This is a genomic window from Proteus sp. G4380 (genome assembly GCF_963885725.1).
GTDB classification, from domain to species: Bacteria; Pseudomonadota; Gammaproteobacteria; order Enterobacterales; family Enterobacteriaceae; genus Proteus; species Proteus mirabilis.
In genome coordinates, this window is the sequence record NZ_CAWPAV010000057.1 from 1 (window position 1) to 14,136 (window position 14,136).

Sequence of the window (14,136 nt, forward strand, 5' to 3'; positions counted from 1 at the left end):
AAGTTTATAATAACTGATAGAAAAATAACCATTGATACAAAATTTTTCACTAAAAAAGCTATTATCATGGCGTTTTTTATCATAGCGGTGTTAATATAATTTCATCTATTAACGCACTTTTTGATCAAAGAATATTCAGGCAGATAAATAACGTTGGAATAATGTTAATCTTTTCCTCTATTTTAGAGATGCGTATTGATGCTTATTTCAATAGTGTGTTGTTCTTTCAGACTAGATATTTATATAATTCAAATTGCTTAAAAAATAACGCCCTACCCATCATCAAAATTAATTATCTATTAAGTACTGCTATCCCATTATTTAACAACTATAAATCAATCGGTTAGCCTCAAACACGGTGAGTAAATGCAAAATCAAGTCGCACAATCAATGAAAAACAGTATCAAGGTATACTTGGTAAACTCATTTACTCGTGATCATTGCGGTGGCAACCCTGCCGGAGTCGTCCTCAATCCTCCCAAGCTAACGACAGAACAAAAAATCGCCATTGCTCAACAAGTTGGATTTTCTGAAACGGCATTTGTCTATTCGGGTGATGACACTGATTTTAAAGTAGATTTTTTTACTGCTGAAGGAGAAGTTGATTTTTGTGGGCATGCAACATTAGCGGTTTTTTTCACTCTGTCATCGCTTAAGTTACTCAAACCTGGCGATTATAGCCAAAAAACCAAGGCAGGAATTTTAACCGTTACCATTAATCACGATAATATTGTGATGGAACAAACGCTTCCTATTACCCGTAAGGGGCCTTGTGTTAACGATGTCGCAAAGGCGCTGGGCATTCTACCTGAAGTGATAGAAAAGACAGATTTACCAATAGAGATTGTCTCAACAGGATTAAACGATATTTTTGTTCCCGTACAATTTGGCTATTTAGATGCCTTACAGCCTGACTATCAAGCTATCGCTGCTTTAAGCCATAAATTTGATACTATCGGCTTTCATGTCTTTGAACTTAGTCATGATCAAAATATTACTGCCCACTGCCGAAACTTTGCACCACGCTATGGCATTAACGAAGAATCAGCCACAGGTAGCTCGAGCGGTGCTTTAGGGTGTTATCTTGTTCATCACCTTTTGCCAAACAAAAGGCAATTTTTGTTCGAACAAGGTAGAGCAATGCAATGCTCTTCTTTAATTGACGTATTTATTGATTCGACAGCAAAAAACGTCACTCGCGTTCAAGTTGGTGGAAAAGCGACATTGATTGGTACAAAAATAATTGAGTTCTAAAAATACTATATTTAATAAGTGGCGTTGAACCGATGATTATTTATCATTTGGCAACGCCACTATTACGAATCAAAACAAGTTGATAGAGCAAAACGTTACAATTTAACAGGTGATAATCACTGTGTTGCTCTTAATTACACAGTGAAAGCCGAAGCACTAAAGCAACGAGTGTAACAATGAGCACAGGGATAGTCATGATGATCCCTGTTTTGAAATAATATCCCCATGTGATCGTCATATTTTTTTGTGATAAAACATGTAGCCACAATAGTGTTGCCAAGCTACCTATTGGTGTAATTTTTGGCCCCAAATCAGCACCAATCACATTGGCATAAATCATCGCTTGTTGAATTACCCCTGTCGCGTCACTTCCTTCAATGGATAGAGCACCAATTAATACCGTTGGCATATTATTCATTATTGATGATAAAAAGGCGGTAATAAATCCCGTACCAATTGTTGCTATCCATAACCCTTTATCAGCAAGGTAATTAAGTATTTCAGAAAGATAATTAGTTAATCCTGCATTTCTTAAACCATAAACCACCAAGTACATACCTAAAGAGAAAATAACGATTTGCCACGGTGCGCCACGCAACACTTTTTTAGTATTAATCGTACGGCCTTTGGCTGCAATTACCCAAAGAATTAAAGCGCCAATTGCCGCTATTGCACTAACAGGAATACCTAATGGCTCTAAAATAAAAAAACCAATGAGCAATAACAACAATACAAGCCAACCTGCTTTAAACGTAGTCATATCCTTAATAGCTAAAGCTGGCTCACTCAGTTTTTTAACATCATATTGGTTAGGAATATCTTTACGGAAAAACCAATGTAGCATCACAAGCGTTGCAACAATTCCCGCAATATCGACTGGCACCATAATTGATGCATATTCAGTAAATCCAATATTAAAGAAGTCCGCAGAAACGATATTCACGAGGTTCGAAACAATCAGCGGCAAGCTCGCTGTGTCTGCGATAAACCCAGCTGCCATAACAAAGGCTAATGTCGTACCTTTATTGAAACCAAGTGCAAGTAACATCGCAATCACAATAGGTGTTAGTATCAATGCTGCACCATCATTAGCAAATAAAGCAGCAACCATTGCACCAAGTAGCACGATATAACTGAATAGTAATCTTCCTTTCCCACCCCCCCACTTGGCAACATGTAATGCCGCCCATTCAAAAAAGCCACTTTCATCTAAAAGTAGGCTAATAATAATTACTGCAACAAATGTCGCTGTGGCATTCCACACAATGTTCCAAACAGTCGGAATATCTTGAAAACTGATCACCCCAAAAAGGAGTGCCAATATAGCGCCGGCCGTTGCACTCCAACCAATACCCAACCCTTTCGGCTGCCAGATAACCAAGGTGATCGTTAAAACAAAAATTAATGCAGCAACAAACATAACAACCTCGTTTAAAAGGTGCATTCACACACACCTAATCATATATTTTTTTTCGAATATATTTAGTTAAATTTTTTACACAGAACAACGATGACCAGACTCTTTTTTCTCTAGGATCTTGAGTAAATCTGCAACTCTATTTTTCTCTGTGGTATAAGTTATATCAATGATACTTTTCACCCACGGCAGTAATACAGGAGATAATCGATAATGAACCCATTTGCCTTGCTTCGAATCGAGCAAAAGACCCGACTCTCTCAGCATAGCTAAGTGCCGAGATGTCTTGGGTTGCGATAAATTTAACGCAGTATAGATATCACAAACACATAGCTCACCAGATGCTTTTAAAAGCAATACGATATCTAGTCTGGTTTGATCACCTAAAATTTTAAACAGTTGTAATGGTTTCATGTATCCCCCTTTACGATCTTTAGCTTAAAAATACCCCCATCAAACACATACGTCAAATCATATATGAGTTATACATTATTGTGGCATAATCTCGCTATCTATTATGCCTATAATAAATACTTATTATCGAGTTCTATTTAAATGAATTATTAATTTAATTAAATATTGATAGGAAGATCATAGAGTTCAAATAAGAAAATCAAAATAAGATACGTTATTTATCATAATTTCACTGCCACATCCAACCTATTAAAAATAAAAAGTTCAACTTGAATTATTTAAATGAAACCTACTATTAAAATAACATCAAATTAAGAAAGTCTTAATTAGAGAAATTAGAAATATATACTTACTCATTATTAATTAAATAAATAAAAGGTGTATCATATGTATATTAGTTTGTTGTCTACTTTATAAAAAGGAATAATTATATGAAAAAAACATTACTCAGTCTTGTTATGCTGACTGTAATATCAACGCCAGTATTGGCTAAAACGCCTATCGCTAATTTGAAAATCAATGGTGATATCAAACCACCAACTTGTACTATTAATGGCGCAACACAAAGTGATGTTATTTTTGATTTAGGTAAAATTAGTCCATCGTTGATCCCTAAATCATCAAATTATATATATCCTCATAATACAACCTCGACTAACGTCACTATTGAATGCGATGCAAACACTTATCTTACATTTAAAGCCACTGATACTTATGTAAACAGTCAGCTTGATCTTGATCAAACCAGTAAAACTAAAGCTAGTGGGATATTTCACCTGGTTAATAAAGACCAGGTAGACACTTCCGTGGGGGGAATACTATTCGTTTGGTACAATGTGACTGTAGACGGAAAACCCGCATTTATTAGCCGGGCAAATGATGCAACGGTAGGTTTTTCAGATAATAAAACTGTTATAGTTAAAGAAGTCACTAATGGTTGGACGACAAAACAACAAGAAAATGTAGATAAAAATAGTTTAGATTTAATGCCAGGTCAGATTTTTTCTACCAGCATTTCAGCAGGGAAAGCATCTTCTGCATTTATTTTATCTAAAGATTCATTAAATAAAAAAGGCATAGATATTTCTAACGGATTAGATTTTATCGGCGAGGCTGTTCTCACTTTTAACTTTGGTGTCTAAACCTAAAAAATAATTGATAATCACAATATAATGAAATTAATTTTTGTATTGTGATTATCTTTTTATGTCAATATTAATAAACTATCGATTTACAGCTCTTAGGTAAAAGTGATAATAGTAACATCATTACCTAACATGTTAATTTTGATATTTTATGGGATTAGATATTGTCATGTTTAAAGATCAATTTACACCACAACAAAAAATGGATATTTGCACTTTTGAAGAAGGTGATCCGACGGAAAACCCTTGGGTTAAAGGGAAACCTGCCCAAATACACATTGAAATTGTCCCCCATAATCCTAATTGGCTTATACAATTTAATGAACAAAAATCGTTAATTCAGAATGCATTGTCAGATATAGCATTATCAATTGAGCACATAGGATCTACTGCGGTTGCAGGATTGGCTACTAAGCCAATAATCGATATCGATTTAATTATAGAAAATCCTAAAGATGAATCATCTTATATTCCTCAATTAGAAGCATTGGGCTATGAACTCATTATTCGTGAGCCTTCATGGTATCAGCACCGTATGCTTAAACTGAGTAATCCGATGGTTAACTTACATGTATTTGGAAAAAATTGTCCCGAACATTGGCGCCACCTATTATTCAAGCAATGGTTAACAACACATCCTGATGATTTAGCCAATTATGCGGCGATTAAACAGCTTGCTAAGCATAATGTAAAGACGACTCAAGATTATAACCTGAAAAAACAGAGCCTTGTACGTGCAATTTATCAGAAGATTTTTACCTCATTGATTGGCGACTAATAACCCGTTATCAGTGCACAGTGCGTTATTGATGTTCTGTATATCAATTTTTTAGACCGTCTTTATGGGTTTTCTAAGGTGTCCAAAAACTATTTTAATTCCAATGCCAACTTGTCAATGACTAACTATTTACTCATCATAATTAAGCCCCAACTCACCGTTAAAGGGCTTTAATATGATGATATATCTGTTACTTATATAGTGTGAAATATTCAGGAGTTACTAAGAATGGAACCATACCGTATTGCATTAATTGGTTTACTGACACATCTGATAATTTAAAAGTCAGTGGTTTATTGCCAAATTTAATTCTGCTTATTAATACTGGATCATTTTTAGATGTATCTCCTGTAAATGTCACGCCTAACGCAACTACCTTATCCATTTTCACGTTACCGGGCATAAGAATAATGCTGATACTAAAATCCATCTTTTGATGTGAATTTTTTTCTGCTTGCTTGATCCTTTTAATTACCCCTTCTGAAGCATAAACCCCCGCCAATATCTCTTTGTAAGAGAAGACCATTAGATCCGTATCAACAGTGTTTTGGCCGTCTTCAACCTTGCCAACACCAACAGGTATTGAGAAATGGGCGAATGAATTAAGTTTTTGCTTATAACATTCAACATATTCCGCATCTCTGAAAATCTCAGGAACTTTATTTTTTAATTCTATCAATGATTTAGACTCTTTCCTTGAGTCTTCAAAATCATTACATGAAGAGACTTCGAAATTAATATTTCCTTTAACAATATTTTGCTCACTAGACAATAAGTTATCTGTATTTATTTTCGTTTCTAAATCAACCTTACAGCCAACTAATAAGGAAGATATAACGGCAACCATAAATATTTTTTTCATCAAAAAGCCCTTATGATAATTAAAAAAAAATTTACAATTCTATTTAACCATCACAAGGGCTTATAGCAAGCAAAAAATAAAGAAGAGGATTTTATTAAAGATAAGTGCTCTAAATTTTGTTAATTTAATTATATTTATATGGCAATATAAAACCATCAAAATAAGAGTATCTAATTACACGTCTTATTTAATCAATATAAAACCCACACTTAACACATCTAAGTTAACACTCTATTTTTAATTCTTTCTTTTAAAGAATATCGGATAGTAAAATAAACTCACTTTAAGAAAGTCTTAATTAGACATATTAAAAATACATATTCTTTTAACATTAAATAAATAAACAGAAGGTGTATTATATAATATTGCTTTGTTATTTATCCTCTAAAAAGGAATAGATTTATCTAATGGTTTAGATTTTATCAGGGAGGCTGTTCTCACTTTTAACTTTGGTGTCTAATTTTTAGAATAATTGATAATCACAATATAAAGATTTATTATATTGTGATTATCTTTTTATATTAATATGAATGAATGTTATTTATGCTATCCTAGCTTTCTTCCTCTTCTTTCTGTCTGCATTTTTTCCGCTTTCTGTGCTTCTTCTATCTCACGTATTCTCACGAGAATAGAACCGTCCTCTATAACTGCAGAGTCGTTCCAAATAAGTGACTGTTTATTAACGTCGAGTGGCGTTTCAATACTGTTATCAACACAGCCCAATTTAATTGACAGAGAAAAGTAAAACTACGTTATGGAGAATGTATGCAAAGAGAAAGGAGTTTCCAAGACCACAAAAAACGAAAGCCGGCACATTTTTAGATTGGCCTGAACATGTCTATGAAGAGTGGGTTAGAAGTGAAAAATGGTAATGCTAATTTGACCCGTTACTTGACCCGCATATCTCGCAGATTTTTTAAAAATCGCATAAGGTGTTGATTTTAAATGGCCCCTACAGGATTCAATATAAAGAGATATGATATTGATTATAAACATCTTAATTTCATTCAATTTTGTATCATGCCCCCAATTATGCCCCCTTTTTATTTTGTGACTCAAAAGTTAAGAGGTTCAGGCTTCAGTTTTCCCAAAGCTACTAGTGTTGCATAAATATCATTAATAGTGATTTTATTGCAGATAATGAAACACCAACCAGAAATAACCCTCACCGTAATCTCACCGCGTTTTTTACCGCCTCCGTTTCAAACGGAACGATAGCAACCGAAAAGTATTTTTCATCCGATAGGCTACCCTCTTTAAAAGGTGTGGTTAATTTGCGCACCTCAATATGAGGTGTACAAAACAGAATAGGTAGGCTGGTGGCTATATTCGAACTACCTCGATATTTTTTGGTTAGTTGAACTGGTCATCTTAAAGAGGGTCGGTTAAAGGTAGGTAACTAATTATGGGTTAGTTTAAAGAGGTAAAATGTCCTCTTTAGCTTTACCGATTTCAAATCAGCTTATTGATACTAAGTTTTACTAACCAGCAACTATCTGCGCCCCTGTTAGCTGATAACCATTAAACCATTCATAGCGACCTGTGGCCGTGACTTTATTTCCTTTCTGGCAGGTCATTAGCTCCAGCGCGTTAATATCGAATGCCACTATCTTTAATGGGTACGGACTACGCTTGCCACTTTCAGCCTGAATAGTCATTGTGGCCATAACTTTACCTGTGGCTGTTTTGACTCGTTCAGGGGCTTTTATTACCGTTCCTGATGTGGTGATCTTGATTAACTTTGCTTTTCTCATTTTTGGTTTATTCATCTTGATACCATCACAATATAAGCCATTAGTTAAAATAAAATGCTAATGGGACTCTGGAAGATCGGATAATAATTCCAACTTATAGGGGTGCTCTAAACGTCAATTTATCCATGATGATACGGGATTATCCCGTATGTAGATATAACCTGTTGATTATGCTTAATTCTGTCACAAAACCAGATTAACGCTCATTGGTCATCGTTTCAGTGACCAATGGCAATAGGCAGTAACTTATTGATATTTATTCAGAGTGCTTATTTGCATTGTGGTTACTTTTACCTCGTAACCATTATTAGAATATTGCCAGCCAGTGACGAGCCTCCGATTTCAGAGCCTCACGTCCCCTTAATTTCAAGGCGACCTATTATCTTTTTGGTGCTGGCTTCGTCCATTGGTAGGTAGGTGCTGTCATTCTTCGTCTGTGACGTTCTTTAGCCTGTATTGTCTGTGCTACACCTGTTCTAATCGCTAACCGATCACGCCCATTGAGTGAATGCCCTTGCTGGTGGGCTAACTCCATCATAACGGCTTCTATTGCTTCTCGTTGTAACATGGCTATACCTCAAAGGAGTGGTTATTTCCGCCATACCTTGATTGTGCTGAATTGGAACAATCAAAGGTTATCAATCCACTAGCGTAAAATATGCCGTTTTGCTGGCAACCAAAGTGGCAACCATCAAAATGGCAACCACGTTAGCAGATTGAAATACGCTATTTCAGTACGCCCCAAAGTGACGGCCTCGGGATAATCAAATAGTTACCGATGCGAATAATATCATTTCAATGCGCACTATTCTGCATACCTTTATGTAATACCATGATTTTATTTAATTATAGTGGATTGCGAGAATTAAATACGTATTTATTGCATACCTAAAATAAGTAAACGATGTCAGGTTTTGTCAGGTTCTGATGTTAACAATTGTCAACATTTAGTGGGTAAAGTATCCAGTAAAATATAGCCTTTTCGGTGGATACCTTAGTGGATACCTCACGTTTGAAAGCCAACGGATCATCATAGTGCCACTATGTTTATGTGGTTAGCTGTATTGGCTAATATTTAGCTACTTTAGCTAAAATCACTAATTTGTGGTTTTGATACCAAGGGTAGCATTTCAACTGTTACCCTTTCCGACTATGGCGATAATCACCACAGTACAGCACTCATTTTTGAGCTTTGCTATGTATTCAATCAGTTACAAGGCGCAAGAATACGCTTTGCTTGTTTTACAGTAAGTTACCTTAACTTTAAGTTATAGAATTACCCGCCAAATCCACTAGCAATGATACATTTTCTAATCTGTATAACAGTGTTATACACTGATATAATAAGCGCTCACTGAGTTAATAACGGACTATTATCATGAGTAAATCTAATCTTATTGCCTTTCGTCTCCCTGCTGAACTACAAACCCTGTTTAATGATGCTGTATTGAACTCTGGTAGCGATAAAACAGCATGGATAGTCTCTGCTATCAAGGAGAAGCTAAACCGCCCAGACAGTAATCCTGACGCTCGCATACTGTCGCTGGTGGAACGCCTAGAATCGTCTGTCGCATCTTTAATTGCTGGTAAAGCAGATATCCCACCGTATACCTATAATGAGTCTGCTGTTGTTTCTGTGGTTAATTCTGTGCTGTCTGAGGGTGTAACCAATGGGCGCATTATTGCTGAACGAATTAATGAGGCAGGCTATCAAACTAAGGCAGGTAAAGCGTGGGATAAAGATATCTATTCAGCGTGGAAGCGTCATAAAGATATTACTGACAAGCTGATTAGCTAACTACCTTCATATCACTGAGCATTCATTGTGAAAAAACTTAGCAAATCTTAGCATTGAATGCGCAATTTACCTTAACATTTCTATACATATAAATTTGTGCATGGATTACATTAACCATTACTATGACTGGCTTTGAGTAAGTTCTTACCCTGCGCAGTGCGCAATTTTCTGTGCGCAATTTACCTTATCAATCCTTATCATCTGAAACGTTATCAAATGTTAGCATTTACCTTTAAGAAACCTTAAGGCTTCACATGAAATAACCTTAGGAAAACTTAGGATCTAGGCATTAGAAAAACGTTAAGATTTGTTAAGATTTAATGTCTATATTTGTCGCTATCAGCCTATATTTACAGCCTTCCTAACGTGTCCGAAAACTCCCGTTACGATGTCCGAAAACTATTTCCTGTGGGATGTATAAATCGTGTTCTTAACGTGCCCGAAAAGTCATTTCACTTACGCGCGTACTGTTCACGAAAGTATGAAAGCTAACTCTTCAATTCTTCATGAATATACTTAGTTAAATTAGGTAGCGTTTCCTCGACCGCTTTTTTCAAGAACTCTTTTTTAGCTGTTGGTCGTTTAAATTTCTGCTTAACTTTCGGATCATGCACATAAACGGCATAGCTGGCGGAGTAACCAATACGTCCCGTTATTTTTGTACCATTAACAGTAACATCCCTAAACTGACTATTAATCAATGTTGATGTATCGATAGGCGTATAAATTGCGGATTGTGCTCCAACATCGAAAAGAAACCGTTGCATAGCCCGTGATACTCGTTGATCTACATGCTGGCAATATTGTAGAAATGATTGATTGCGACCTTTCCTTTTAGATACTTTTATCTTTATCATTATGTACCCTTCAATACTATAAAGGGCAGAAATCTGCCCTATTATGGTTTTTATCCACGCTTTTAATTACCACTTTCTTACTTTTTCCAAAGCACCACCGCTACGCATTTCGTTACCAAGTACGTCATAAACCGTACCTCTCACCATTTGCTGTATCTGTTGTGCTTCCTTTTGAGTGATGCCATTAGGTGCTTGAACTTGGAATGTAAAGTTCATATCACCCATGCTGACATCGTTACCACCTTTACCCATTTGTCGATTACTAATAACTCGACCATTATCGCCCGGTATCATGTACTGACTACCATTAGATGCTTTGAATATCTCAGGCTTACCACCTTCACCCACTCGATACATAGAGCCAGCATTTACGGGGCCACCATTTTTACGAGCGCCTGCAATCAGTCCCATCGTTTTACTAGCCGCCATAGCCGCCGTATATGATGATGTTCCCGTTGCTACTGCTGCGCCTAATGTGGCTATTGATGCGCTTAACGCCGCTGGTGCCCAAGCCGCTTGTGCTGCCGCTGCCTGAGCCAATGCAGATGCTTGAGCGGCTGTCGCCATACTTTCACCCATAATCATATTCTTAACTTGTTGCATACCCATTTGAACCAGAGCGCCAACGGCTTGGTCTACGATGGTTAAGGCGACATTACGGAAAGCATCGTTAAGGGATTGTGTTTGAGTTAATAGCCCTGTGAGTACGTTAGTAGAGCGTTGTCCTAATGCGTCCAACCCATCAGCTAAGAATTGATTAGCTTGGCTTTGATTGCGCCATATCTCCCATTGAGCATTTAACCGGTCTTGCTCATATTGAGTATTAGCGGCATTCATTAACTCTAAGCCACGCTGAGTAATAGCGCCTTTTTCTGTTTCGAATTGGCGGATCATCTCAAGTTTCTTAGCGTGTTCGTTAGCCAGTGCTTGTATCGGGTCGTATTGCCCTTTGGCTTCAGTTATTGGGTCAATAACCGCGTTTATTTTTATTTCAGCCATTCCAGCATCAAATGCCTTCATTGCTTTATTGCCTAACGCCTTAAACGTTTCTTCATCAATGAAATCATTATCAAACATGCGTTTAAGCTCTTCAGATTCTTGTCTAAATGCTCTTGCAAGTTTTAACTCTGGAGTAATTTCTTGCGACTTAATAAAGTCATCGACTTTTTGTTTGAGGTCAAAAACTTCGGCGGCTTCTTTAGCAATAGCTTTCTTTTGCTTGTCTGTCGCATCAGCACCCAGACTTTGAACAGCGTTAAAAATAGCCATCTCTCTATTTACGTTAGCTGCGCCAGAACTCAATAATTCAAATTCTTTTCTTAACGTCTCAGTCTGTTGCTGTTGTTTTTTAATGGCATCATTTGCCTTATTAATCGCTTTCAACGACTTGTTAGCATTTGATTTGCTATTTAGTGCGGCTTCTTGAGCTTCACGTAAATTGCGTATTGCCTCTATCGCTTTCGGGAGTTCGGTATTGTAGGTAGCCGAACCTTTTTTTATCCCCATTTGCATAAGCAATAACGAGGCATTGTATTCATCCAGTGCAGGCTTACCGTCTTTCATGCCAATAGTGAGGGCTTGTGTTCGTTGCTCTATCTCAGCAAGAGAGTTAGCAAGGTTTAAACTTGCCTTCTTATCAAGTTCATCCGTTAACTCTTGTATTTTTTGTTTAAATAACTCGGAGTCTTTAACAAAACCATCAGCAATTAAAGCCTTTTCTAACTCTTTGATGGCTTGTTCTTTCTTAACGGCTGCGTCACTGCCTAGCTCTAGTGATCTAGCTAATTGTTGGTTAGCATCAACTATCCCTTTAGCTTGGCGTTGATAAATTAATTCCGCTCTGCTGAGTTCGTCTGTTTGTTTTGCTCTCTCTTTTGCAATATTAGCGGCTTTACCTTGTGATACCGTCCAGCGACGAATATTCTGCTCACCCTCGGAAATAAGTAGCTCATACTGCTGCTGTTTCTTGGTTAGTTCCCTGATTGCGTCAACATAGCTATCTAGCGTATAAGTAGCACCTATTTCCCCATCTTGCTCTTTAAGCTTATTAGCTGCTTGTTTAATTCTACCAAGCTCTTCTCTATGATCTCGCAACTTCTTATTTACAGCTTCAAGACTTTCTTTTTGCCCATCTAACTCTGTGGTTGTTTCCGCTATTTTCTCGCCTAAGCGGTTAGCCACAGCGCGAGCCTGTTTGGCTGACAGTTCGTCAATTTTATCAATCCACTGATCTACTCTGTCATTAAACTCTTTCGTTGCGGTGTCATCATTCATCGCGTTATATAGCGCATACACGCCAGCAGTAGCCAACATAAAAACACCCGTTGGGCCACCTAATAACCCCACAACACCTCGCAATCCTTGCATAGCAATAGATTGACTTCTAGCCGCTTGGGCTGCGCGACCATTAGCTACGGTCACCGCGTCTGTTGTAGTGGCTAATGTGGCTTTCGCTTTTTGCTCTAATGCTAATGCCGCATTTAATTTTTGAGTTGCTAGTGTTTCTGCTTCTTTTGCTTTAGCGACTCTAGCCTCAACAAGCGCAATTTCTTTTCCGGTTGTAGCTAAGTGCGTTTTTATTTTAGTTTCCGTAGCATGTAGCGCATTACTGGCTTTAGTCACTCGCTGTAAATTTTCTTCACTCGCAGTCATTTGATAAGTTATTTCAGCATCCTTGAGCACTGCTGCCTGTCGTGCCCTCAGTGACTCTAAATTACGCTGCTTGATATCATTAGAGCCTTCTAATGAATAAACGTGTTCTAACGCTGCCTGAGCTGCTTTTAGCTCTGCTTGTGTTGATGCTTTAAGATTTTTGGCGTTAATCACTTCTTGGGAGGCAGCAGCTTGCAATGCCTGAGCCTTCATTTGAATAGCGCGAGTATGTAAAACCTCGGCTTGTGTGGCATTAATTGCCCCTTGAGTATGTTGCAAGAGCGAAACAGTAGCGCTACCAATATTAGAAACATATCCCGCCCCTAGTAGCCCAGACACATTGCTAATCACACCTGTAAAACGCGCGTTAACAGTCGTTGCCTTATCTGTTGCCATTGAAGCAGCGCCAATTTGCCCCGCCAATTCACTCATTTGACGCGATAAGCGGTTTATTTCAGGCATTTTTAACGCACTGGAAACCGCGATTGCTGATTTATTGAATTGAGTAAATGATTTGCTTGTGGTGTTTGCTTCATTGCCTAAATCATTTATTTTTCTTCTTGCTTTTTCGATTTCACGGTTAGCCTCAAGAAGGCCAGCCGTATCGGCATCTACATATACTGTGTAACCTTCGCCATGATACATAATTTTCTCCCTGTGATTAATGTACAACTGATAAGGTTGATAAAGTGCTTCCTGCTTTTAGTGCCTGCACATTTAGAAAATTAATCAATTTATATGCCTGTTCCGTTAGGGAGTAAGGCTTTGTTGATAAGTTAATTAACGGGGATAGCAAATCATACGCCTTACCTTCAACGTCAATCTCTTCTCCATCCGCTTTAACCGCAAATACCGCATTATCAAACAACCCAGCGGCCAGTAATTCAGGGGTAACTTTACCTGTGATACCGTTATAAGTTACTAATGTTTCTCCTGTTTCAGCTTTTAAATTATCAACATAAATCTGGGCTATAGTGCTTGCTAACCGTTGTAATTTTTCCATTAGAATCCCTCGTTATGTAAGGCATTAATTAGTAACCCTTGAATTAATTGACTAATAGGTGCTCGTTGAATGAAAAAATCTTTTTCACCCTGTTTTTCTTTAAACTTTTTGACGCGCTCTATTATTTCACTATCAATTGACACTGGCTTGAAGGTTCTTTTTTGCTTATCCATGTTTATTTATCCACCCTGTAAATTTATAC

At 37.3% G+C, this 14,136-nt stretch carries 14 protein-coding genes and 1 pseudogene; 5 read left to right on the top strand and 10 right to left on the bottom strand.

All coding sequences use genetic code 11. The annotated features are described in order from the left end of the window. Positions 1 to 366 precede the first annotated feature (366 nt). Positions 367 to 1,254, top strand: a complete 888-nt coding sequence (locus tag AACU98_RS05010; protein WP_161734708.1) for a PhzF family phenazine biosynthesis protein — start codon at positions 367 to 369, stop codon at positions 1,252 to 1,254. Positions 1,255 to 1,384: 130 nt separating this feature from the next. Here the strand turns inward: AACU98_RS05010 and AACU98_RS05015 are convergent, their stop codons facing one another. Next, positions 1,385 to 2,674: an arsenic transporter gene (locus AACU98_RS05015; protein ID WP_049236860.1), complete on the bottom strand. Its 1,290-nt coding sequence runs from the start codon at positions 2,672 to 2,674 to the stop codon at positions 1,385 to 1,387. 75 nt (positions 2,675 to 2,749) lie between these two features. Beyond that, entirely contained in the window at positions 2,750 to 3,085 is a 336-nt protein-coding gene (locus AACU98_RS05020; protein WP_004244232.1) for a metalloregulator ArsR/SmtB family transcription factor, read from the bottom strand. A gap of 431 nt (positions 3,086 to 3,516) precedes the next feature. Here AACU98_RS05020 and AACU98_RS05025 point away from each other — a divergent pair, with 431 nt between their 5' ends. Further along, positions 3,517 to 4,227, top strand: a complete 711-nt coding sequence (locus tag AACU98_RS05025) for a fimbrial protein (protein ID WP_004244233.1) — start codon at positions 3,517 to 3,519, stop codon at positions 4,225 to 4,227. Between the two features lie 154 nt (positions 4,228 to 4,381). Continuing rightward, the gene (locus AACU98_RS05030; RefSeq protein ID WP_126402870.1) at positions 4,382 to 5,008 is read left to right on the top strand and encodes a GrpB family protein; all 627 of its coding nucleotides are present in this window, start codon (positions 4,382 to 4,384) and stop codon (positions 5,006 to 5,008) included. 190 nt (positions 5,009 to 5,198) lie between these two features. Here the strand turns inward: AACU98_RS05030 and AACU98_RS05035 are convergent, their stop codons facing one another. Continuing rightward, positions 5,199 to 5,870 carry a DUF7424 family protein gene (locus tag AACU98_RS05035; RefSeq protein WP_017827209.1) on the bottom strand — a complete coding sequence of 224 codons (672 nt, stop codon included), beginning with the start codon at positions 5,868 to 5,870 and terminating at the stop codon, positions 5,199 to 5,201. 388 nt (positions 5,871 to 6,258) lie between these two features. On the opposite strand from AACU98_RS05035, the pseudogene AACU98_RS18425 reads away from it, so the two are divergent. Beyond that, positions 6,259 to 6,330 (top strand): annotated as a pseudogene (locus AACU98_RS18425) (fimbrial protein); the annotation flags it as partial. An 86-nt stretch (positions 6,331 to 6,416) separates the two neighbouring features. Here AACU98_RS18425 and AACU98_RS18430 read toward each other — a convergent pair. From AACU98_RS18430 to AACU98_RS05045, 3 genes are all read right to left on the bottom strand, one after another. Next, complete coding sequence (locus tag AACU98_RS18430) at positions 6,417 to 6,593, bottom strand: phage tail fiber protein (RefSeq protein WP_442958921.1); 177 nt, start codon at positions 6,591 to 6,593, stop codon at positions 6,417 to 6,419. A gap of 758 nt (positions 6,594 to 7,351) precedes the next feature. Then, positions 7,352 to 7,639 (bottom strand): hypothetical protein, encoded by a 288-nt coding sequence (locus AACU98_RS05040; protein ID WP_099432973.1) that lies wholly within the window; start codon positions 7,637 to 7,639, stop codon positions 7,352 to 7,354. Between the two features lie 364 nt (positions 7,640 to 8,003). After that, complete coding sequence (locus AACU98_RS05045; RefSeq protein WP_112843643.1) at positions 8,004 to 8,192, bottom strand: hypothetical protein; 189 nt, start codon at positions 8,190 to 8,192, stop codon at positions 8,004 to 8,006. An 810-nt stretch (positions 8,193 to 9,002) separates the two neighbouring features. Between AACU98_RS05045 and AACU98_RS05050 the strand changes: the two genes are divergently transcribed. Continuing rightward, positions 9,003 to 9,422 (top strand): hypothetical protein, encoded by a 420-nt coding sequence (locus AACU98_RS05050; protein WP_161734711.1) that lies wholly within the window; start codon positions 9,003 to 9,005, stop codon positions 9,420 to 9,422. A 488-nt stretch (positions 9,423 to 9,910) separates the two neighbouring features. Here AACU98_RS05050 and AACU98_RS05055 read toward each other — a convergent pair whose 3' ends face one another. The 4 genes from AACU98_RS05055 to AACU98_RS05070 all read right to left on the bottom strand — a co-directional run bounded on the left by AACU98_RS05055 (position 9,911) and on the right by AACU98_RS05070 (position 14,107). Next, positions 9,911 to 10,279 (bottom strand): HK97 gp10 family phage protein, encoded by a 369-nt coding sequence (locus AACU98_RS05055; protein WP_161734714.1) that lies wholly within the window; start codon positions 10,277 to 10,279, stop codon positions 9,911 to 9,913. Positions 10,280 to 10,345: 66 nt separating this feature from the next. Further along, entirely contained in the window at positions 10,346 to 13,576 is a 3,231-nt protein-coding gene (locus tag AACU98_RS05060) for a hypothetical protein (RefSeq protein WP_161734717.1), read from the bottom strand. A 16-nt stretch (positions 13,577 to 13,592) separates the two neighbouring features. Continuing rightward, positions 13,593 to 13,934: a hypothetical protein gene (locus AACU98_RS05065; RefSeq protein WP_036900256.1), complete on the bottom strand. Its 342-nt coding sequence runs from the start codon at positions 13,932 to 13,934 to the stop codon at positions 13,593 to 13,595. Continuing rightward, positions 13,934 to 14,107 carry a 3-hydroxybutyryl-CoA dehydrogenase gene (locus AACU98_RS05070; RefSeq protein WP_072156938.1) on the bottom strand — a complete coding sequence of 58 codons (174 nt, stop codon included), beginning with the start codon at positions 14,105 to 14,107 and terminating at the stop codon, positions 13,934 to 13,936. Before AACU98_RS05070 ends, AACU98_RS05065 begins: the two co-directional genes overlap by 1 nt. Between the last annotated feature and the right edge of the window lie 29 nt (positions 14,108 to 14,136).